19 protein-coding genes are annotated in these 21,222 nt (G+C 65.0%); 16 read left to right on the top strand and 3 right to left on the bottom strand.

Annotation, left to right across the window (positions count from 1 at the left end; translation table 11 throughout):
• The first annotated feature begins 22 nt into the window (after positions 1-22).
• Genes ORI27_RS29800 through ORI27_RS29780 form a run of 5 tightly spaced genes read left to right on the top strand, consistent with a single transcriptional unit; the run spans position 23 to position 3,906 of the window.
• The gene (locus ORI27_RS29800; RefSeq protein WP_266000763.1) at positions 23-979 is read left to right on the top strand and encodes a hydroxymethylglutaryl-CoA lyase; all 957 of its coding nucleotides are present in this window, start codon (positions 23-25) and stop codon (positions 977-979) included.
• Positions 976-2,238: an acyl-CoA dehydrogenase family protein gene (locus ORI27_RS29795; protein WP_266000762.1), complete on the top strand. Its 1,263-nt coding sequence runs from the start codon at positions 976-978 to the stop codon at positions 2,236-2,238. The genes ORI27_RS29800 and ORI27_RS29795 overlap by 4 nt, the downstream gene beginning before the upstream one ends.
• A complete protein-coding gene (locus ORI27_RS29790; protein ID WP_266000761.1) occupies positions 2,235-2,741 on the top strand; it encodes an FAS1-like dehydratase domain-containing protein in 507 nt (168 codons plus the stop codon). The genes ORI27_RS29795 and ORI27_RS29790 overlap by 4 nt, the downstream gene beginning before the upstream one ends.
• Positions 2,738-3,160, top strand: coding sequence for a MaoC/PaaZ C-terminal domain-containing protein (locus tag ORI27_RS29785; protein ID WP_266000760.1), 423 nt, complete (start codon positions 2,738-2,740; stop codon positions 3,158-3,160). Before ORI27_RS29790 ends, ORI27_RS29785 begins: the two co-directional genes overlap by 4 nt.
• A 2-nt stretch (positions 3,161-3,162) precedes the next feature.
• Entirely contained in the window at positions 3,163-3,906 is a 744-nt protein-coding gene (locus ORI27_RS29780; protein ID WP_266000759.1) for an SDR family NAD(P)-dependent oxidoreductase, read from the top strand.
• 10 nt (positions 3,907-3,916) lie between these two features.
• Here the strand turns inward: ORI27_RS29780 and ORI27_RS29775 are convergent, their stop codons facing one another.
• Positions 3,917-5,041, bottom strand: a complete 1,125-nt coding sequence (locus tag ORI27_RS29775; RefSeq protein WP_266000758.1) for an acyl-CoA dehydrogenase family protein — start codon at positions 5,039-5,041, stop codon at positions 3,917-3,919.
• A gap of 159 nt (positions 5,042-5,200) precedes the next feature.
• Here ORI27_RS29775 and ORI27_RS29770 point away from each other — a divergent pair, with 159 nt between their 5' ends.
• The 9 genes from ORI27_RS29770 to ORI27_RS29730 all read left to right on the top strand — a co-directional run bounded on the left by ORI27_RS29770 (position 5,201) and on the right by ORI27_RS29730 (position 17,019).
• A complete protein-coding gene (locus ORI27_RS29770; RefSeq protein ID WP_266000757.1) occupies positions 5,201-5,677 on the top strand; it encodes a nuclear transport factor 2 family protein in 477 nt (158 codons plus the stop codon).
• Positions 5,674-6,927 carry a cytochrome P450 gene (locus ORI27_RS29765; RefSeq protein WP_266000756.1) on the top strand — a complete coding sequence of 418 codons (1,254 nt, stop codon included), beginning with the start codon at positions 5,674-5,676 and terminating at the stop codon, positions 6,925-6,927. The genes ORI27_RS29770 and ORI27_RS29765 overlap by 4 nt, the downstream gene beginning before the upstream one ends.
• A complete protein-coding gene (locus ORI27_RS29760; RefSeq protein ID WP_266000755.1) occupies positions 6,920-9,046 on the top strand; it encodes an acetate--CoA ligase family protein in 2,127 nt (708 codons plus the stop codon). Before ORI27_RS29765 ends, ORI27_RS29760 begins: the two co-directional genes overlap by 8 nt.
• Positions 9,047-9,157: 111 nt before the next feature.
• Complete coding sequence (locus tag ORI27_RS29755) at positions 9,158-10,315, top strand: amidohydrolase family protein (protein WP_266000754.1); 1,158 nt, start codon at positions 9,158-9,160, stop codon at positions 10,313-10,315.
• Positions 10,316-10,319: 4 nt separating this feature from the next.
• Positions 10,320-11,126 (top strand): SDR family oxidoreductase, encoded by an 807-nt coding sequence (locus ORI27_RS29750; RefSeq protein WP_266000753.1) that lies wholly within the window; start codon positions 10,320-10,322, stop codon positions 11,124-11,126.
• Entirely contained in the window at positions 11,123-12,559 is a 1,437-nt protein-coding gene (locus ORI27_RS29745) for an aldehyde dehydrogenase family protein (RefSeq protein WP_266000752.1), read from the top strand. Before ORI27_RS29750 ends, ORI27_RS29745 begins: the two co-directional genes overlap by 4 nt.
• Positions 12,560-12,575: 16 nt before the next feature.
• Positions 12,576-13,742, top strand: a complete 1,167-nt coding sequence (locus ORI27_RS29740; RefSeq protein ID WP_266000751.1) for an acyl-CoA dehydrogenase family protein — start codon at positions 12,576-12,578, stop codon at positions 13,740-13,742.
• A gap of 33 nt (positions 13,743-13,775) precedes the next feature.
• Positions 13,776-15,416: a GMC family oxidoreductase gene (locus ORI27_RS29735; protein ID WP_266000750.1), complete on the top strand. Its 1,641-nt coding sequence runs from the start codon at positions 13,776-13,778 to the stop codon at positions 15,414-15,416.
• Complete coding sequence (locus ORI27_RS29730) at positions 15,403-17,019, top strand: AMP-binding protein (protein ID WP_266000749.1); 1,617 nt, start codon at positions 15,403-15,405, stop codon at positions 17,017-17,019. The genes ORI27_RS29735 and ORI27_RS29730 overlap by 14 nt, the downstream gene beginning before the upstream one ends.
• 52 nt (positions 17,020-17,071) lie before the next feature.
• On the opposite strand, the gene ORI27_RS29725 is transcribed toward ORI27_RS29730, so the two are convergent.
• Positions 17,072-18,370 carry an NAD(P)/FAD-dependent oxidoreductase gene (locus tag ORI27_RS29725; RefSeq protein WP_266000748.1) on the bottom strand — a complete coding sequence of 433 codons (1,299 nt, stop codon included), beginning with the start codon at positions 18,368-18,370 and terminating at the stop codon, positions 17,072-17,074.
• Positions 18,367-18,690 (bottom strand): 2Fe-2S iron-sulfur cluster-binding protein, encoded by a 324-nt coding sequence (locus tag ORI27_RS29720; RefSeq protein WP_266000747.1) that lies wholly within the window; start codon positions 18,688-18,690, stop codon positions 18,367-18,369. Before ORI27_RS29720 ends, ORI27_RS29725 begins: the two co-directional genes overlap by 4 nt.
• 328 nt (positions 18,691-19,018) lie before the next feature.
• On the opposite strand from ORI27_RS29720, the gene ORI27_RS29715 reads away from it, so the two are divergent.
• Positions 19,019-19,951, top strand: coding sequence for an SDR family NAD(P)-dependent oxidoreductase (locus ORI27_RS29715; protein ID WP_266000746.1), 933 nt, complete (start codon positions 19,019-19,021; stop codon positions 19,949-19,951).
• Entirely contained in the window at positions 19,951-21,117 is a 1,167-nt protein-coding gene (locus tag ORI27_RS29710; RefSeq protein ID WP_266000745.1) for a thiolase domain-containing protein, read from the top strand. The genes ORI27_RS29715 and ORI27_RS29710 overlap by 1 nt, the downstream gene beginning before the upstream one ends.
• Positions 21,118-21,222: the final 105 nt, after the last annotated feature.

Below are 21,222 nucleotides of genomic sequence, written 5' to 3'. Positions count from 1 at the left end.
GGTGATGCGTAGGCCAAGCCCCGTGCCAGTTACAGGCCTGCCGGAACGGGTGATGATCTATGAGGTGGGGCCCCGGGATGGCCTGCAGAACGAAAAGGGCGTCATCCCGACCGATGTGAAAGTTGAGTTCATTGAGCGGCTCGGCGCCGCGGGACTGCACACCATCGAGGCGGCGGGCTTCGTGCATCCGGCACGGGTGCCGCAACTCGCTGACGCCGAAGCGGTCATTGATGCCCTGGACCTCGATGCCGGCCGACGCTACCCGGTGCTCGTACCGACGGTCAGTGGGCTGGATCGAGCGTTCAGTCGTGGCGTTCGTGATATCGCCGTGTTCGCGAGCGCGACCGAAACGTTCTCGCAGCGCAACCTGGGCCGCACTATCGACGAATCGTTGGCGATGTTCGGCCCGGTGGTCGCGCGGGCGCGCGAGGCCGGGGCCGGCGTACGCGGCTACGTCTCGATGTGCTGCGGAGACCCCTGGGAAGGAACAGTGCCCATCACACAAGTGAGAGACGTCGCCACCCGAATGATGGACCTGGGCTGCACCCAGCTGGCGTTGGGCGACACCATCGGTGTCGGCACTCCCGGCCAGGTCAAGGCACTGGTCGAGGCCGTAGTGTCTGCGGGCATCGACGTCGGCTCGATCGCGGTGCATTTCCACGACACCTACGGACAGGCTCTGGCCAACGTACTTGCGGCGCTGCAATCCGGGGTGAGCATCATCGACAGCTCGGCAGGCGGACTGGGTGGTTGTCCGTTTGCAGACAGTTCGGCCGGAAACCTGGCCACCGAAGACCTGGTGTGGATGTTGGAGGGGCTGGGCATCCACACGGGTGTCGACCTCGGCGAGCTGGTGTCGGTCAGCCTGTGGATGGCCGCACAGCTCGGCAAGCCGTGCGTATCGCGCACCGTTCAGGCGTTAGCCGGCTGCGCTCAGGCCGCACAAGGGGACGGTGAACTCGCGACGGTGACCCGATGACTGGCCTTGAGGTGCCCCTCGAGGAGTTGCGGCCACGGTTGCGCGATTGGATCGCCGACAATGCTCCGGCCGGATTAGCGGACTTGATTGATTGGCGCCTTCGGGCCGACCTCCCCGGTTCGGTGAGCAGCCGGCAAAGCGAATCCGAGCTCGCCGATGCCCACAACCACCCCTTGTTCCAAGAGTGGGAGCAACGCTGCGCAGAGGCGCGGCTGATTTGTCCCGCGTGGCCCACCGAATACGGGGGACGCGGCTGGGATGCACCGCAGATGACAATTCTTGACGAAGAGTTCTATCAGGCCGGGGTGCCGCGTATCGACCGCGTGCAGGGGGAGTCGATGGTCGGTCCCTCGATCATCCTGCACGGCACCGCAGAACAGAAGGCTCATTACCTGCCGCGGATCATTTCCGGAGAGCACCGGTACTGCCAGGGATTCTCTGAGCCCGAATCGGGATCGGACTTGGCCTCGGTACGGACCCGCGCAGTCGTGGAGGGCGATCACCTCGCGATCAGCGGGCAGAAGGTGTGGACCTCCCGCTTCAACACCGCAAACATGATTTTCGTGCTGTGCCGCACCGACCCCACGGCGTCGAAGCACCGCGGATTGTCCTATGCGATCACCGAGTTCACCCCCGGAAGCAACGGCATCGAGGTTCGCCCGATCCGGCAAATCACCGGGGCGGCGGAGTTCGCCGAGATCTTCTTCGACAACACCACGGCACCGTTGTCAGGGGTGATCGGTGGGCTCGGTCAGGGATGGCAGGTCGTGCAGTCCACCCTGGGATTCGAGCGCGGCGGAGCCGGACGCGCGACCACCATGGTGCTGCAGGCCCGCGAACGTGAACTCGAACAGCTGGTGGAGTACGCCCGACGACAGGGGCGGCATCGCGACCCTCTCGTGCGCCGGGAGCTGGCCTGGGCCAAGACCCAGGTCACCATTTTGCGCAGCAGCTGGCAGCGGACCGTGGCAGAGGTCGCCGCCGGTGTGCAGCCAGGAGCCCAGATGTCGACGTGGAAGCTGGCGTGGAGCGAATACCATCTGCGGCTCGGAGCGCTTGCCCTGGAGATCGCAGGACCTGCCGCGATGGTCCGGCCTGCGGGCCCTGACTATGCCCTGGACCCGTGGCAGGACACATTCCTTGTTGCTCATTCCGGCACCATCTACGCCGGTACTTCTGAAGTGCAACGAAACATCATCGGCGAGCACGTACTGGGGCTGCCCCGCGAGCCCCGAGTGCCCGAAGGGCAGCGCTCATGAGCGGCGATGTGCCAGCTCCGGGGGAGAAGAGCTTCCGGTTTCCCGTGGAGCGCGGGCACATCCTGATGTTCGCGCGGGCGTTGGGCGACGATAATCCCGTCTACTTCGATGAAGGCCACGAGAGCACGCGCCGATGTGGCGGACTGGTCGCCCCTCCGACGTTCGTGGCCGGCGCGGCGCAGTTCGATCCCGAGTGGCCTTACCGCCCAAGGCCGGGCGCCGAGTGGAACGGCTCGGGTCGCGGACCCGGCTTCGCCCCCGCCTCGTCCGGGGGTGGCACCAGCTTGCATGCCGAGCAGCATTACGAATTCCACGTTCCCCTGCGTCCCGGTGACGTCCTGACGGTTGCGCGGGAAGCCGGAGAAACCTGGGAGAAGCAGAGTGCACGCGGCGGAACATTGCGGTTCTCCGAGGAGATCACCCGCTTCGTCAACCAGCGCGGAGAACTCGCCGTGACGGCTCGGCGGGTGCGGGTGGTCACCGAGCGGGCGGTAGACCAGTGAAGATTGCCGAATTGTCGGTCGGCGACCGGCGCGAAGCAACGGTGGTCGAGGAACTTTCCCGAACCCAGATCGTCATGTATGCCGGCGCGTCGGGTGATTACAACCCGTTGCACACGGACGAGGTCTACGCCATGAAGGTGGCCGGCTATCCCAGCGTCATCGCCCACGGCCAGCTCACCATGGGCCTGACGGTCAAGGTCATCACCGACTGGATCGAGGACGGTGAGCTCACAGGTTTCGGTGTGCGTTTCCAGCGGCAGGTGTGGCCCGGCGACACTCTCACCGCGACCGCCACGGTCACCGCGACCGAGGACCGGGACGAGGGTGGGTTGCGCATCGTGGAGTTGGACGTGTCGACGGTAAATCAGGACGGTGAGCCGGTCATGGCGGGCTACGCGCGGCTGCGGGAGCGGCGGTAGCCATGGATGAACGATTGGCCCTGGTTGCTGGTGGCAGCGGTGGTATCGGATCAGCCATCTGCCAGGCGCTGGCCCGGGATGGCTTCGACGTCGCGCTGACTTACCGGCACAACGTCGAGGCTGCCAACCGCACAGCCGAGGCCGTGCGAGCCCTTGGCGCCACGGCGTGGGTGCACCAGGTGGACCTCACCGACATTGAGGCCACGGCCGCATTGGTCCTCGCAGTGCCGAGGCTGGACACCGTCATCTATGCCGCCGGACCGTCGATTCCGATGCGCTACACCGCCCAAATCACACCCCAGGAGTTCGCTCACCAGCTCGCGGCGGACGCCGCGGCATGTTTCAACCTGCTGCAACCCGCGATCGAGCGGCTGCGAGTCAGCCAAGGCTCGATGGTGGCCCTGGTGACGACCGCACTACTGCGCTATGCCACTCGCGACCTGCTGTCGGCAGCACCGAAGGGCGCCGTCGAACAGTTGGTGCGCGCCATCGCCGCGGAGGAAGGCAAGAACGGTGTGCGTGCCAACTGTGTGGGTGTCGGGGTGATCGCGGCCGGGGTGTTGGACGACCTGATCGACAGCGGCGACTACCACCAAGAGGCCCTCGAGGCCGCGCGGCGTGCGATTCCGATGCGCCGATTCGGGTCAGCCCAGGAACTTGCCGAGGTGGTGGCCTTTCTTGCCGGGACCCGCTCGGCCTATGTCACCGGACAGACCCTTCGGGTCGACGGCGGATACTCGGTCTGACGCGGTCAATTCACAGGTTCATCGATGCGGCCACCACGTCGCGGTGATAGTGGACACCACCCAACAGCGCCTCGGAGGCCTTGGCCCGTTTCAGGTACAGGTGCGCGTCGTGTTCCCAGGTGTAGCCGACGCCGCCGTGGATTTGGAGCATCGCGCCGGCTGATCGCGAGAAGACCTCCGAGCAATACGCGTGGGCCAGCGACGACGCCAGTGCCGCGTCGGTGTCGTCGGCAGCGGAGGTCATCGCGTAGTAGGCCGCGGAGCGGGCCGATTCGACGTCGAGCAGCATGTCGGCGCACCGGTGCTTGATCGCCTGGAAGGAGCCGATGGGCCGACCGAACTGGGTACGGATCCGGGCGTACTCGACAGAGGCGTCCAGGCAGTGCGCCGCACCGCCGAGCTGCTCTGCGGCCAGACAGACCGCCGCCTGCTGCAGTGTGCGCTGCAATGCGGCCGCCCCATCAGCGTCTGGGCCGCCCAGCAGCTGCGCCGGTGTCCCCTCGAAGCGCAGTTCGGCCAGCTTGCGGGTCTGGTCCAGCGTCGGCAGTGACGTGCGCTGCAGACCCTGGGCGGTGGACGCATCCACGGTAAACAAGGAGACCGCCCCGGTACCGGGGCGTCGCGCGGACACGATGATCAGCTGGGCGGTATGGCCGTCGACAACGAGGGTCTTTGCGCCGTGCAGCCGGTATTGCGCGCCGTCCACGGTGGCCTCGGTAGCTGTGTCGTACGGCGCCCAGACGTCGGTGCGCTCGGTGAAGGCCAGCGCCGCGCGTAGGTCACCGGAGGCGATGGCGGGAAGTAGGTGCTCACGATTCTCATCGGTGCCGCCGACGAGTATTGCATTGGCGCCCAAGACAATCGAAGACAGGAACGGCGCACACAGCAGTGCGCGGCCCATTTCCTCCATCGCCAAGCACAACTCGACCAGGGAGAAGCCGGCACCGCCGAAGCGCTCCGGGATGGCGAGCGACTGCAGGCCCAACTCGCTGCCGAGCTGGTGCCACACCGCAGGGTCGAAGCCCTCCTCGGTGTCCATCAACCGTCGCACCTCGGCGACCGGCGACTTGGCCTCACAGAACTTACGGACCAGCTGCTGCAGTTGGCGCTGCTCCTCCGTCGGCGCGAATGTCAACAGTCTTCTCCTGTGCTCGGCGACAATCTAATTTAACACAGACTATTCTGGGCAATCGAGCACGCTGACCGTTGACGAACTACCAAAATCTGTGTAGAAAAAGATTCAGATATGCACTTGCGTGTCCACAAGCTGAGCGATCCAGGAAGGGGGCTGTCGGTGCCTGGACCGCACAACGTAGAGATCGTGCGCAGATTCACCGAGGGCTTGCGCGCCGGAGACATCGACGCCTGCGCGGCGTTGCTCGACCACACGAACGTGTTCTCCGAGGCGCCCAGCCTGCCGTTCGGTGGTGAATACGTCGGCATCGACGGATTCCGGCGGATGCTGGCGGCGGTGAGCCGGGATTTCCGGGTAAGGCTGGAACCCCCGGAGATCGCCGGGACTGACGACTGGGTCGCTGTCGTGGTACACGGCACGTTCACTTCGCGGGGTACCGGGCGCAGCATGCCCGTCGAGTGCGTCGACATCTACCGGCTGCGGGACGCCAAGATCGTGCGCGTCGACGTGCACTACAAGGAGCCAGGCGCCCTGACTGAACTCTGCCGCGAACCGGTCGGCTCCGACTTGGCCCCAGCGGCGCCTGGCGCGTCCCCGATCGACACTTCCCACACGAATCGAGGTGAGCTCACGTGAGCGATCAACAACCCGGTACACACCCTGGCCGTTGCACTGCGCTAGAGGCGTTGGGTCACGACTATGACCACTACGACCCGCAGTTCGCGCTAGACCCGCATGCGGACTACACGGCACTTCGGGCCAAATGTCCAGTGGCGCAAACCGATAACTACGGTGGGTTCTACGTGATCACGAAGTACGAGGACATATCCGCCGTCCTGCTCAATGCTCAAGTGTTCTCGTCATGGCCGGCTGACACCCCGCCGACGCCCGGTCACACCCGTGCGCTGATCCCGCTGGAAGTCGATCCCCCCGAACATCGCCGCTACCGCACGATCATCGACCCGTTGTTCCGGCCCAAGGCCATCGAGCACATCGCCGACGAGGTGCGCCGTTACGCGGCTGAGCTGGTCGACACCATGGTCGCCAAACGCGAATTCGACTTCATGACCGAATTCGCCGAGCCCTTCCCGAGTTCGGTGTTCCTTCGGCTGGTCGGGCTGGACTTCGATGTGGCCCAACGTGATCAGTTGTGCAGCTGGGCCAGCACTATTCTGCACACCACGACCAACGGAGTCGAGCACGGCGACGTCGAGGCCCAGACTTCCGCGCGTCTGCAGGCCGGCAAGGCGCTCAACAACTTCCTCCGCGCCTTGCTCGACGAACGCCTCGCCAATCCCGGTGACGACATCATTTCTTATCTGACGACCGCGGAGATGCCGGGCGCCCGCAAGCTCGACTACCGCGAAATCCTCAACTTCGCCTACGTGATGGTGCTGGCCGGACTGGACACCGTCTCCACGGCAATTGGATTCAGCTTCCTGCATCTAGCTCGTCGACCGGATCTCCAAGACCGCCTCGCTGCCGATCCGTCATTGATTCCGTCGGCGATCGAGGAACTTCTGCGTTATGAACCGATCGTTCACGGCAGCCGCACCGTCACCGAAGAAACCGCCATCAACGGGGTCGAATTACACCCCGGCGACCGCGTGGTCATACCGCTGGCCTCGGCACATCGCGACGAAGACGCCTACCCTGACGCTGACCAGATCCTGATCGACCGGCACGCCGACAAGTCGATGATCTTCGGCGCCGGAAATCACCGCTGCGTCGGTTCACACCTGGCACGGCTCGAGCTGACCATCGCCTTTGAGGAGATCTTCCGGAAGATCCCGAAGTTCTCCATTCCCGAGCACGCCCAGCTTGCCGCGTATGGCGGCCAGACGCGCAGCTTGATCACGTTGCCGTTCAGGACATGGCGTGACTGAGGCACTGGCAACCATCGCCGGCCCGCGCGCTGACGTCGCGAAGCGCTTCCTCGAGCCGGCCTCGGTCGCCATAGTCGGCGTCTCGACCAGCACCGGGCAGGCTTACAAGGCGGGCGGGCGAGCCGTCCTCGAACACCTCAAGGTCTACGGCTACACCGGTGAGGTCGCCGTGATCCACCCAACGGCAACGTCCGTCGACGGTGTTCCGGGGTTCCCGTCGCTTCGTGACCTTCCCACGGTCCCTGATGTTGTGGTCATCGCGGTACCGGCCGCGGCCGTGCAAGCAGTATTGGCTGAATGTGCAGAGGTCGGCGCGCGACAAGCATTGATCTTGACCGCTGGATTCGCCGACATGGGTGTGGCCGGCCACGAACTGGAGCGCTCCCTGCTGGACTTCGCCCGCGACAACGCAATTCGAATCGTCGGCCCGAACAGCACCGGACTGGTCAACGTCCGGACCGGGCTTGCCATGAGCATGACCTCCGTACTCACCGAAGGTGTCCCCATCGCCGCCGGCGGAATCGCCGTGATCGCGCAGAGCGGTGCGATCGGCAGCACCGTCGTGGAGAGGGCCCGCGACGCCGGTGTGGGAATCTCCCACATCGTCAGCACCGGTAATCAAAGGGACATGGACATCCCCGACTTCGTGTCGTATTTCGCGGGGCTGCCGGAAGTCCACACCGTCGCGCTGTACCTGGAATCCATCCGCGACGGCCGGCGGTTTTCTGCCGCAGTGCGCGAGTTGCATGGTGCGGGCAAGCGGCTGATCACCTATCTCGGCGGCCGTACCGCGGCCGGTGAACAGGCTGCAGCCAGCCATACCGGCAAGATCATCGGCCGCGGAGCGCTCGAGCTGGCGCTGCTGCGGGCGCTTGATGTCACTGTGGTCGACGACCCCGACGACTTGTGGGTATTGGGGGCGATGAGCGCACCCCGGCACCGGCAGTTCCCGCGCAAGTGGGGCATGGTCGCCTACTCCGGAGGCATGGCGGTGTTGGCTACCGAGCAGCTGGCCAGCGCCGGGGTGGTATTTCCCCCGCTGGGACAGTCGACCATCGAGCGGCTCAAAGAGCAGTTGCCCAGCTTCGCCGCCATCCCCAACCCGCTCGACGTCGGCCCCGGTTCAATGCCCGTGCAGTTCGGCGGCTACCTGGCGGCTGTGGCCGAGGATCCGGCAATCGAGGCGGTGTGCGTGCCGCTGCCGATGGGAGCGCGAGGGTGGAACGCTCAAAGCGTCGCCGACATCCTGGCGGTGGGCCGCGATACCGGCAAGCCGTGCATCGTGCTGTGGTACGGGGGGCGCGCCGTCGACCCCTACATCAAAGAGCTGCGCGCGGCTGGAGTGCTGGTGGCCCAGAGCCCCTCGGATCTCGGCCGGCTGGTCCGCGCGCTCCTCGGACCGGAGCGAGTGCTGGAACCCGACCCCGCCCCGGACGGCGAGCCGGCCGGTCGTGCGATGACGGTCGGTGGCGCCCAAGCGCTGCAATTGTTGGCCGACTACGGCCTGGATGTCGCGCCGATGACGGTGTGCGACAGCTCTTCTGCACCACGTGCGGCTGAGGGGCTCGGCTACCCCGTAGTCGTGAAGTCCGCCGATGAGGACATCACGCACCGCACCGAGCTTGGCCTGGTCGCGGTCAACCTGTCCAACGCCGACCAGGTCGGGCAAGCGGTGGCGCGGATGGCGGCTCGCTGTGGGGCCCCGGACCCGACCTGGCTCATGCAGAAAATGGTGACCGCCGGAGTGGAGCTGATCCTGACCGTGCGCACGGCTGACGATCTCGGGGTGTTCGGCACCGTGGGGATTGGCGGCGCTGCCGTGGAGGTGCACCGTGACGTGGAGCATGTCCCGCTGCCGTGCGATCCGGACACGTTGCACAAGGCACTGACCCGGCTGCGGCTAGCCGAATTACTTTTCGGTTTCCGTGGGGGCGAGCCGGTAGATGAATCATGGATCGGCGACACGCTGAATCGGATGGCTGCTCTGCTCACCGAACAGGGGTTGTCAGAGATCGAGGTCAACCCCGCAATCGTCGACAAGAGCGGCGGCACGATCGTCGATGCTTTGTGTGTTCGAACACCCACGCCGACTCTTGTAGAGCTACCAAATTCTGAGTAGATTTAGAAGACAAGAAGCGAACATTTCGGCTAATGCGACGCGCTGCGGTACGCATCCCTGAGACCCCGTCAACCTTTGGAGGACCACGTGATTGGCACTGACCGTCTCCCCGTGCTGGACGTCGACCAGCACTACTACGAACCTCTCGACGCCTTTACCCGGCACTGCCCCAAGGCGTGGCGCGAGCGCACCGTACAGACCGCGGTCATCGACGGCCGCACCCGCCAGATCGTCGGCGGCAAGATCGACCGTACTGTCACCAACCCCACCTTCGACCCCATCGTGAAGCCGGGGGCGATGACGGACTACTTCCGCGGCAATCCGCAGAAGCGTTCGCTTCTCGACATCCTGTCCGAACGTGAACCGATTCCGGGCCATTACCGCAACCGTGACGACCGGCTGGCCAAGATTGACGAGCAGGGCCTGCAGGCGGTGTGGATGCTGCCGTCGCTGGCGATGGGCTACGAAGAGGGGCTGCAGTACGATCCACCAGCCGCCGCACAGGCGTTCAAAGCCTTCAATCGCTGGCTGCTTGATGACTGGGGCTACAACTACAAGGACCGGATCTTCAGTTCGCCCTACCTGACGTTCGCGGATATCCCCGCCGCGATCGACGAGGTCGAACACGGGCTGGCCAACGGTGCACGCATCTTCGTGGTGCGCGCACAGGCTACCTACACCGACGGAGGGTGGCGTTCTCCCGGTGATCAGATCTTCGACCCGATCTGGGCCCGTCTCGAGGAAGCCGGGGCCATCACGGTCGTACACGTTGGCGAGGTCGGCGGCGCCGGCCTCGACAAGTACGTCGAACACCGCACCAACATCATCGGCGAGATCGCCTCCCCGCTGCAGATCGCCGTCGGACATGAGCGGGCGATCGCCAGCTATCTGGCGGCGGTGACGTGCGACAAGCTCTTCGAGCGTTTCCCGAACCTGAACATCGCCTCGGTGGAGAACGGAGCGGAGTTCCTGCCGCTTTCGATTTCCGGGCTCAACCGTGCCGGGTTCCAACGCCCGGGCTACTTCGCCTCGGATCCCGTTGAGCAGTTTCGCGAGCATGTGTGGGTGGCCCCGTTCTGGGAGGACAACCTCCTGGAGGTGGTCAAGTATCTGGGCGTCGACCAGGTGCTGTTCGGCTCGGATTATCCGCACCCGGAGGGCCTGGCCGAGCCGCGCCAGTACGAGAAGGTCGCCGCCGAGCTCAACGATCCCGTTTCCGAGCGCAAGGTCATGTGGGACAACGCGGCGAAACTGACGAAGCTGGCCTAAGCCGGTGGAACCAGCAGGCAAAGTCATTGTCGTCACCGGTGGTGCCGCCGGCATGGGGGAGGCGATGTGTCGGCGGTTTGCCGCCCTTGGCGCCGCGGTGGTCGTCGCCGACATTGACGCGCCACGCACCGCGCTCGTCGCCGAGGAGATCGGCGGCTTGGGTGTCGTCACCGATGTCTCTGACGAAGCACAAGTTATCGAGCTCGTCCAAACCGCCCTCGCCGAGTTCGGCCGCATCGATGTCTTCGTATCCAACGCCGGAGTGCTGTGGGGCGAACCGCACGATGGCGTGACACCGCTGCACGAGCGGGGCAACCCGTGGGCCTCCAACCAGGCGTGGCAGCGGGTATGGGATGTCAACGTCATGCCGCAGGTCTACGCGGCACGGGCGGTTCTGCCGCATATGGTTGAGCGGGCCTCTGGCTATCTCATCCAGAATGCCTCCGCGGCAGGCCTTTTGACTGCGCTCGGCAACGCTCCCTACGCAACCAGCAAGCACGCCGTTCTCGGACTGACCGAATGGCTGTCGATCCACTATGGGGGCAACGGCATTCGGGTGTCCTGCGTCGTCGCCGAAGGCGTGCGTACGGCCATGCTGCGCGGCGCACAGGGCGAGTGGTTCGCGGTGGCCGGCGCGATCACCGCCGAGGAAGCGGCCGACTGCGTCGTTGAAGGGATGAGAAAAGAACAGTTCCTCATTCTCACCCACCCGCAGGTGGAGAAGTACTTCCGCGGCAAGGCCGCCGACTACGACGAATGGATCGCCAAAATGCGCAAGCTACATGCCAAGACCCCCGGGCTGGCGTCATGAGCATCCACGACCGCGACGAGGTGTACATCGGGGGAAGCTGGCGGCGTTCCGCAGGCGGTGTCATCGAGGTCCAGTCCGCCATCACCGGTGCGGTTATGGGCCGGGTTCCCGATAGCACGCCCCCCGAGGTAGCGGATGCCGTGGCGGCCGCGCGCGCGGCATTTCCGGCGTGGTCGCAAGCGACGGTCGACAGTCGGCTGCAGTACCTTACGCTGTTGGCCAAGAAGGTCGACGACCGCGCCGATGAACTGACCCGGCTGATCAGCTGCGAGGTCGGCACACCGCTGCGGGTGTCGACGGCGGTGCAGGTCGGGCTACCGCGCCGCGTGCTGGAGAGTTACCGCGACCTCATGGCCAGATTTGAGCTCCAAGAACGCATCGGTGACTCGCTGGTACTGCGAGAACCGATCGGCGTCGTGGCCGCGATCACCGCGTGGAATTACCCGCTGCAGCAGGTGCTGGGCAAGATCGCGGCGGCCTTGGCGACCGGCTGCACCGTGGTGCTCAAGCCCTCAGAAGTCGCACCGCTCAGCGCGTTCGTGGTTGCCGACATCATCGACGAGATCGGGCTTCCGCCCGGAGTTTTCAACTTGGTGTCGGGACGCGGGGGCACTGTGGGCGAGGAACTCGTCGCTCACCCCGATGTCGACATGGTGACATTCACCGGTTCGACGGTGGCGGGTCGGCGGATCGGGGAAGTTGCGGCACGCACGGTCAAACGAGTGGCCTTGGAGCTGGGTGGCAAGTCGGCCAACATCATTCTCGACGACGCGGACCTGGCTCAAGCGGTCAAGGTCGGGGTGGCCAACTGCTTCACCAACACCGGCCAAACCTGCACGGCACTGACCCGCATGCTCGTTTCCCGAACGCAGCTCGCCCAGGTGGAGGATCTCGTCCGCGCCCGGCTGGCCGCCTACACACTCGGAGATCCACTGGACCCGTCCACGACGATGGGGCCGCTGGCTTCGGCCGCGCAGCGCGACAGGGTGCGCGACTACATCCGCGTCGGTATCGCTGAGGGCGCAGACCTCATCTACGGTGGGCTCGACGAGCCGACAGACGTGCCGACAGGGTTTTTCGTCACGCCCACCGCGTTTTCAAATGTGCGTCAGGACATGCGCATCGCCCGTGAGGAGATCTTCGGGCCGGTGCTTTCGATCCTGCCCTACGACACCGAAGACGATGCCGTCCACATCGCCAACGACACCGAGTACGGCTTGGCCGGTGCCGTGTGGTCGGCCGATCACGACCGGGCGCTTCGAATCGCGCGCCGGATGCGTACCGGAGCGGTGGACATCAACGGCTCCTTCTTCAACATGCTGGCCCCGTTTGGCGGCTACAAGCAGTCGGGCAACGGTCGGGAGCTCGGCCATTACGGACTGGTCGAGTTCTACGAGCTGAAGTCGGTGCAGGGCGCGCCGGCTGAACCGTGACGGGAGGGCGTCAGAAGTGGACTTCTCGGCCGACACCGATCTTGACCTGATACGCGAGGGCATCGGCGCGATCTGCACAAAGTTCGACGACGACTACTGGGCCGAGCGCGATCGCCGCCACGAGTTCCCGTGGGACTTCTACCGGGCGCTGGCCGAAGGCGGTTGGATCGGTATCGCGATACCCGAGGCCTACGGCGGCAGCGGGCGGGGGCTGCTGGAGGCCTCGGTCATCCTGCAGGAGGTCGCCGCGTCCGGCGCTGCGATGAACGGATGCAGCGCCATCCACCTGTCGATCTTCGGCATGCATCCGCTCATCCTGCACGGCTCGGAGGACATCAAGCAGCGGTATCTTCCCCGAGTCGCCTCCGGAGACCTGCATGTGGCCTTCGGGGTGACCGAACCCGACGCCGGTACCGAAACACTGGCCATCAAGACCCGCGCTGTCCGCGATGGCGACTCGTATGTCATTCGCGGACAGAAGGTGTGGACCTCCAAGGCCCAAGACGCCGACCGGGTGCTGCTGCTGGCCCGGACGACGCCTGTCGAGCAGTGTAAGCGCCGTACCGACGGGCTGACTCTGTTCATGGTGGACTTGCATGACCCCGCCGTCACCATCACCCCGATCGCCAAGGCCGGCCGCAACGCGGTGTCCTCGTGCGAGACGGTGTACAACGACGTGGTGGTATCGGTCGACGACCGTGTCGGCGAGCAGGACAAGGGCTTTTATTACCTTCTCGACGGGCTCAACGCTGAGCGTGTGCTGATCGCGTCGGAGGCGATTGGTACCGGCCAGGCGGCACTGCGCCGCGCGGTCGGCTACGCCAACCAACGCGTGGTGTACGGCAGACCTATCGGCCAAAACCAGGGTGTCGCGTTCCCGCTGGCCGAGGCCCATGCCCGGCTGGAGGCCGCCGAGTTGTTCACCCGGCGTGCCGGCTGGATGCTGGATCGCGGGCTGCCCAGCGGCGCAGAAGCGAACATGGCCAAGTTGCTGGGCGCCGACGCCGGCTTCCAGGCTGCGGACACGGCCATGCAGGTGCACGGTGGATTCGGCTACGCCGAGGAATACCACATCGCGCGGTACTGGCGCGAAGCGCGGCTGATGAAGATCGCACCGATTCCGCAAGAGCTGATCTTGGCCTACATCAGCCAACACGTCCTCGGCCTGCCCAAGAGCTATTAGGCCTCGGTGTTGTTCAGGAAGGAAGGCCGACAGGTGACTACGAGCGGTGACAACTTCGACTACGTCGTCGTTGGTGGGGGCTCCTCTGGATCCGTGGTGGCGGCCCGGCTGGCTCGAGCCGGTGCCGACGTGCTGCTGCTGGAAGCCGGCGGTAGCGATCGGCGCATCGACGTTCGGATCCCTGCCGCCGTCGCTATCGCCTACCAGAAAGTGAACTGGAAATACCCGGCTGAGCCGGACCCGACGCGCACCGGCAATCCCGAAGCCTGGATGGCCGGAAAGGTGATGGGCGGTGGCGGCTCGATCAATTCGTGCGTTTTCGTCCGCGGCAACCGGGCCGACTACGACGGCTGGGCCAAGAACGGATGCACCGGCTGGGACTACGACTCGGTCCTGCCCGCATTCAAACGGATGGAGACGTGGGAGGGTGGTCCAAGCGAGTTGCGCGGTGGTTCGGGTCCCATTTCGGTGAACGTGCAGACCAACCGCGGTCAGGCCAACATGGCGTACATGAAGGCCTGCCTGCAGGCGGGTTATCCGTCCAACCCGGATTACAACGGCGCCTATCAGGACGGTGTCGGGTTGGCTCAGGTCAATCATCGTCGCGGCACTCGCTCACAAGCGTCGCGGGAGTACCTTCGGAGCGTCGCACCCAAAGGCAAGCTCACCGTTCGTACCCACAGCTACGTGTATCGCATCGTGCTGGAGGGCAATAGGGCAGTCGGAGTGCAGTATCGGCACCAGGGCACGGTCACGCAGGCCAGGGCCCGCGAGGAAGTGGTGATCAGTGCCGGCTCGATCGGCTCTCCCCGGTTGTTGCAGCTGTCCGGCATCGGGCCTCATTCGGCGCTGTCGGATGCCGCGGTGGAAACTGTGGTGCACCTGCCCGGAGTGGGCCAGAACCTGCACGAGCATCCCTACCTGATGCAGCGCTGGCGCTCAAAGATCCCCACGATCAACAAGATGCGCATCGGCACTGCCGTCGAAGGGCTCATGGACTACGTGCGCAACGGCAGCGGTCTGCTGGCGATGACGATGGTGCAGGTGCAGTGCATGGCGCGCACCGATCCCGGTCTCGAGGCTCCCGATCTGCAGCTGCAGTTCGTTCCTTTTGCCATCACTCGTGCAGTTGACGAGAACGGAATGTTCAACGTGCAACCGGCCAAGGAGGAGGGATTTTTGGCGGCCTCGACTTTCCTTCGGCCGCGCGCCCGTGGATCGATCACGTTACGTGGATCGGCTGCTGACGCCATGCCGCGCATCTCCTACCAGTTCCTGGCCGACCTGGACGACCTGCGAGACTGCGTGCGTGGGTTGCGCGAAGTGCAGCGCGTGATGGCTCAGCCGGCGATGGCAGCGATCACCGACGGACAGCTCGAACCTGAGGCGCTGTGTTCCACCGATGCCGACTGGGAGCAGTACGTGCGCCGCACCGTGACACCGTCGTACCACCCGGTGGGGACCTGCAAAATGGGCATCGACGACCTCGCGGTGGTCGATCCTGAACTCAGCGTACACGGCATCGCCAACCTGCGCGTCGCCGATGCCAGCATCATGCCCACCATCACCACGGGCAACACCAACGCCCCCTCGATGATGATCGGCGAACGGGCGGCCGAGCTCATCCTCGGTGCGCGACCCAACCCGAATGGAGTGACCAATGGCTCACGATGATCACCGCTTTGGACGGACCCTGGGCGCATGGCTGCGCGAGGAAGCTGCACTGGACCCCGGCCGGCCCTTCGTCCAATGTGACAGCGACTGGGTCACTCTCGGCGAACTCGACGAGCAGTCCGATCGCGTCGCTGCAGGACTGCAGGCGGCGGGAGTGGGCAAGGGCGACCGGGTCGCGATCAATCTGCCCAACCGCATCGAGAACATCGTGCTCATCTATGCGGTAGCCAAGGCAGGTGCCATCCAGGTCCCGCTCAACACCTACCTGCGGGGAGATTTTCTGCACCACCAGCTTATTCAGACGTCCCCCAAGGTTTACATCGGTGACAGCGAAGCCGTTGACTTGCTCTCACCGATCCTTGCGACGCTCACCGAGCGGCCGCGACTGGTGCTGGTAGGGCAGCGCTCGCAGGACGCAACGCTTCAGCCCGACCTGCACTACACGCAGCTGCAGGACTGCGGTGTAGCTCTTGTGGAGCCAGAGATCGACCCCGCCGACGTGTGTGCGATCGTCTACACGTCGGGCACGACGGGGCCCTCGAAGGGCTGCACCACCACCCACGGCTACTACTGCAACCTCATCAACGTGTTCGTCGAGCACGGTTGGTATGAGAAGGGTGACATCATCTTCGGAGCCACTCCGCTGTTCCACTTCAGCGGCCAAACCTGGCTCGTCGCAGCGGCATTGGCTGTTCGCGGATCGGCGATCGTTGAGCCTGCGTTCCACGCAAGCACCTACATGGCACGCATTCGGGAGACCGGTGCCACTGCTGCGCTCGGTATGGGAGCGATGGGCATGGCGATCATGGCCCAGCCGCCCCACGAGGACGACCGCAACCACAAGCTGCGCCACATCACCTTCACGCCGTCGACACCTGAATTCATCGAGCAGTTCGAGAAGCGCTTCGGAATAGCCCCGTTTTCCGAGGTTTTCGGCCAGTCGGAGTGCTGGCCGGTGCTGCTGGGCGATCCGCGTGATGAACGCCACCCCGGCAGCATGGGCAAGCTGACCAGAGGGCTGCAGGTGAAGATCGTCGACGATCACGACCGTGAGGTGGCGGTGGGGGAGGCCGGCGAGATGATCGTTCGACCCGACGAGCCGTTCCGCATGTTCTCTGGGTATTGGAACGACGATGCGGCGACGGTACGCACATTTCGGAACCTCTGGCACCACACAGGGGATTGCGCCCGTATCGACGCCGAGGGATATTTCTGGTTCGCCGACAGGAAAAAGGACTCGTTGCGCCGTCGTGGCGAGAATGTATCCTCGATCGAACTCGAGCAGGCCATCGTCGCCCATCCCTCGATCGCACAAGCAGCCGTGCACGCCGTACCCTCCGAGCTCAGCGAGGACGACGTCAAAGTTTGCCTGGTGTTGGCCCAAGGATGTGAGATTCAACCGCGGGAATTGTTCGAGTTCTTCCGAAAGTCAATGCCCTACTACGCGATTCCGCGGTACGTCGAGGTGCTCGAGTCGCTTCCGGTCAACGTCAACGGCCGGGTGCAGAAGTTCAAGTTGCGCGAGCGGGGCATCACCGAAACCACGCTCGACTTTGAGAAGCTGGGTCTTGTGGTCGCCCGCGATGACCGTCGACGGCGGTGACTGGGCGATGTCCGATGCGAGCCAGTCCTGCCGAGAGTCGACCGCAACCGAGTCAGCCCGGCGCCGGTGCGCGGTGCTCCCTGACCTCAGGCTCGCCGGTTGAGGCCGTGATGTGCGCGCGCAGGTCAAAGTTGAGGTCGTTGGCCTGCTCGGGGGTCAGACAATCGCCGAGAGCAAGCAATTTGCGGGCGGCCATGTGGTCGCCGGGTCGGTTGAGTGACTCGACGCTACGTAGCACGTCGTTTTGGAAGCAGAAGACCGAAAAGCGACCGCTGGCAGGGTCTCCGCGAAGCACGGCCCGGCCGGGTTGTGTGCTGAGTCCGGCGATCTGCAACTTGAGGTCGGCCTGATCGCTCCAGAACCAGGGGACGCTGTCGTAGGGTTCTGGCCGTCCGACGAGTCGGGCGGCCAGAACGCGGGCCTGTGCTGTGGCGTTGTGCACCGACTCCAGGCGCACCCGGAGCCCGCCGGCGTAGCGGTTGGGGCATGACGTGCAGTCGCCGACCGCAGAGATTCGGTCGTCGTCGGTGGCCAGGTATTCGTCGACAACGATCCCGTTGTCGATCCGAAGGCCGGCGTCCTCGGCGAGGTCGGTGTTCGGCACCGCTCCGATGCCGACGAGGACCATGTCGGCGGGGAATTCGCGGCCCTCGGTCGTTGTCACAGCGCTGACCCGGCCGGCTGCGCCGGTCAAACCGGCCACGCTGGTGCCGAGTTCGATGCCGAGGCCTCGGGAGCGGTGAGCGTCGAGGAGGAAGCCGGCCATCTGGGGAGACAGCACACGACCCATCAGGCGATCGGAAATCTCGATGACGACCGCATCGAGGCCGAGCCTGGTCGCGGTCGCCGCGACCTCGAGTCCGATGAAGCCGCCACCTAGCACCACAACGTGGCGGGCGCGGTCCAACCGGTCGCGGATGTCGTCGGCTTCGGCGAGGTTTCGCAGCCCGACGACACCGTCGAGCTCGGTTCCCGCGACTGGCAGGGCGCGGTTGTGGGCACCCAGCGCAAGCACCAGGTGGTCGTAGGCCAGCCAAGCGCCGCCGCGGAGTTGGACGCGGCAGTTTGTGCGATCGATGCTGCTCACCGTTTCGGCCAGCAGTAGCTCGATACCGTGCTGCTCGTAGAAGCTGCCAGGGTGCAGCCAAAGGCTCTCGCGCGCAGATGCACCGGTGAGGTGGCCTTTGGACAGCGGTGGCCGCTGATAGGGCAGGAACGGTTCGTCGCCGACAAGCACGATCCGACCCTTGAACCCAAACTCGCGCAAGGAGGCGGCCGTATGGGAACCCGATTGCCCTGCACCGGCGATGACGATGGTGGAAGTCTCGGAAGTCCTGGAAGTCCTGGTCATAACTGCGTCGGTGGCACTCGCACAACGAGACCGTCCAGTTCGGGTCCCGCCTTGATCTGGCAACTGAGTCGGGAGTTGGCCTGGCGGGGAGAGGCAGTGTAGTCAAGCATCTCCTCCTCGTCGGCGCTGGCCGCGCTGAGGCGGCCCAAATCATCGTCGTCAACGTAGACGTGACACGTCGCACACGCCAGGGTGCCGCCACATTCGGCAACGATCTCGGAAATGTTGTTGGCCACCGCCGCTTGCATGACCGAGGTTCCCTCGGTGACCTCGACGATGACCTCTTCACCGCCGGACCGTATGTACGTTACTTTCACCACGATCAGCACCTCCTACACGCTTCCCGGGAGAGTCTAAACCAAAACCGATTCTATAGCACCAAACAGTCTCCGACTGCGGTGTCGATCGGCCGAGGCCCTGACCGGTCGGCGCATCGTGTGCCTGGCACAATGCGGTCGTAGTGTGACGCGCTTGACAGCGCAGGGAGGTCCGGGATAGAAACGGTGCAGTTCTAAATCTACGTAGGATTTAGAAACCAATCTCATGTAGATTTCGACAGGGCATGCGTGGCCGGGCCTGGGTCGTCCCCGGCGACGGGCCACGTAGCGCCCATGCGCCGGGCGAGTGATTTCAGACAGGAGCCGCACCATGAATAGTCGCGACATCGCCGAGCGGGCGTCGGCGGATACTTCGGGAACTCTGGATGGACGCGTCGCCATCATCACCGGGGGCGGCCGCGGCATCGGCGGGGCGGTGGCCAAGCTCTTCGCTCGCGAGGGAGCGACCGTCGTCGTCAACGACATCGGTGCTTCACTGAGTGGACTGCAAAGCGACGGCAACCCCGCGAGTGAACTGGTTCGTGATATCGAGGCCGCCGGCGGCACCGCGGTGACCAATGGTGCCGACATTTCCGACCATGAAGCCGCCCGCGATCTGGTGGAGTCGACCATTGACCGGTTCGGCAAACTCGATGTCCTGGTCAACGTGGCGGGAATTCTGCGTGACCGGATGATCTTCAACATGTCTGAGGAGGAGTGGGACGCCGTCATCAGGGTCCACCTGAAGGGGCATTTCAACACCATCAAGCCCGCTGCTGCGCATTGGCGCAAGATCGGTGATCCCGATGCCCAGAACAGGATCATCAACTACACCTCCAGGGCCGGACTGCATGGCGCGCCGGGGCAGCCCAACTATTCGGCGGCGAAGATGGGAATCGTCGGGCTGACTTACTCGTGTGCGGTGGCGCTGCGCAGGTACGGCGTCACCACTAACGCCGTGTCGCCCGCCGCGGCGACCCGGATGACGGCCACCATCCGAGACGATGCCTACAGTTCGGGGGCGAATGAGTTATCGCCCGACAGTATCGCCCCGATCGCGGCCTATTTGGCCTCCGAGCACTCGGGTTGGCTCAACGGTCACGTGATTCACGCCCGGGGCTATGAGGTCTCGCTCTACAGCGACCCCGAGCCGCTGGTGACCCTGCGCTCGGACGGCCCGTGGGACCTGGATGAAATGGCCAAAGAGGTGGAGTCGCAATTCCGTCCGATCACCGAGGCGGCGCCGCCGAACCCGTTCGTCTGATGTCGGTCAGGGGAAAGGCGTTCATCGCCGGAGCTTACGAACACCCGGGCCGCGAACTGCCCGACAAGTCGATTCCGCAGATCCATGCTGAGGTGGCGCTGGGCGCGCTGGCCGACGCCGGCCTTGATCTTGCCGACGTGGACGGCTACTTCTGCGGGGGCGATGCGCCCGGGCTGGGTGGGCTGGCGATGGCCGACTACCTCGCCCTCAAGCTCCGCTACGTGGATAGCTCCGATATGGGTGGATCGGTGTACATGTCCCACGTCGGGCATGCAGCCGCGGCGATCGCCGCCGGCAAATGCCGGGTCGCGCTCATCACGTTGGGCGGACGCCCACGCACGACGTCGTTGCGGGCGCCCGGCCAACTGATGGGTGAGCCTCCCGAGAAGTCCTTCGAGCCGATCTTCGGCGCGAACGTCAGCGCACTGTACGCGCTGGCCGCACAACGGCACATGCACCAGTACGGGACCACCAGCGAGCAGCTGGCCGAGATCAAGGTGGCCGCATCCACGCACGCCCAGCACAATCCGCACGCGATGCTCCGCAACGTCGTGACGGTCGAGGATGTGGTGAACTCCGCGATGGTGTCCTCGCCGCTGCATCGACTTGACTGCTGCGTGGTCACCGACGGCGGCGGCGCGCTTGTCGTCGTCGCGGACGACGTCGCCGCCGCACTGGACCGTGACTGCGTGAAGGTCTTGGGGCATGGCGAGGCGGTCGAACACACTCGCGGCGGCTGGCAGGACATCACCGTGACCGGCGGGGTGCGCTCAGGCGCGGACGCGTTCGCCGAAGCACGTGTGCGTCCCGCCGACATCGATTACGTCGGTCTCTACGACTCGTTCACCATTACCGTCTTGCTGGCGCTCGAGGACTTGGGATTCTGCGCTAAGGGTGACGGCGGCAAGTTCGTGTTGGATGGCGCATTACAAGCCCCTGGTGGCCGATTGCCGTTCAACACCGACGGTGGCTCGCTGTGCAACAACCACCCGGCCAACCGCGGCGGGATGACCAAGATCATCGAGGCGGTCCGCCAGTTGCGGGGCGAAGCCCATCCCGCCGTGCAGGTCCGCGACTGCAGCCTGGCGCTGGCCCACGGCACCGGCGGCTGGCTGAGCACGAGGATGGGCAACGCGACACTCGTCCTGGGTCGGGAGGACGCATGAGTTGCCCTGTGTCAAGCCGCCCCGGGTTGATCGTGGTTGATCAGCTTCTGGAGGGCGCGATGTTTGGTGGGGTCGTAGGTGGTGTTGTCCTGCCAGCAGCGCCAG

This window comes from Mycobacterium pinniadriaticum (assembly GCF_026242045.1).
GTDB lineage: Bacteria > Actinomycetota > Actinomycetes > Mycobacteriales > Mycobacteriaceae > Mycobacterium > Mycobacterium pinniadriaticum.
The sequence above is the reverse complement of the archived record's forward strand: the minus strand, read 5'-3'. Positions and strand labels throughout refer to the sequence as shown.

Bases quoted from the DNA above. Each gene is read 5' to 3' on its own strand.
- ORI27_RS29795 (WP_266000762.1), top strand. From the start codon at position 976: ATGACTGGCCTTGAGGTGCCCCTCGAGGAGTTGCGGCCACGGTTGCGC.
- ORI27_RS29790 (WP_266000761.1), top strand. From the start codon at position 2,235: ATGAGCGGCGATGTGCCAGCTCCGGGGGAGAAGAGCTTCCGGTTTCCC.
- ORI27_RS29780 (WP_266000759.1), top strand. From the start codon at position 3,163: ATGGATGAACGATTGGCCCTGGTTGCTGGTGGCAGCGGTGGTATCGGA.
- ORI27_RS29745 (WP_266000752.1), top strand. From the start codon at position 11,123: ATGAGCATCCACGACCGCGACGAGGTGTACATCGGGGGAAGCTGGCGG.
- ORI27_RS29730 (WP_266000749.1), top strand. From the start codon at position 15,403: ATGGCTCACGATGATCACCGCTTTGGACGGACCCTGGGCGCATGGCTG.
- ORI27_RS29725 (WP_266000748.1), bottom strand. From the start codon at position 18,370: ATGACCAGGACTTCCAGGACTTCCGAGACTTCCACCATCGTCATCGCC.
- ORI27_RS29715 (WP_266000746.1), top strand. From the start codon at position 19,019: ATGAATAGTCGCGACATCGCCGAGCGGGCGTCGGCGGATACTTCGGGA.
- ORI27_RS29710 (WP_266000745.1), top strand. From the start codon at position 19,951: ATGTCGGTCAGGGGAAAGGCGTTCATCGCCGGAGCTTACGAACACCCG.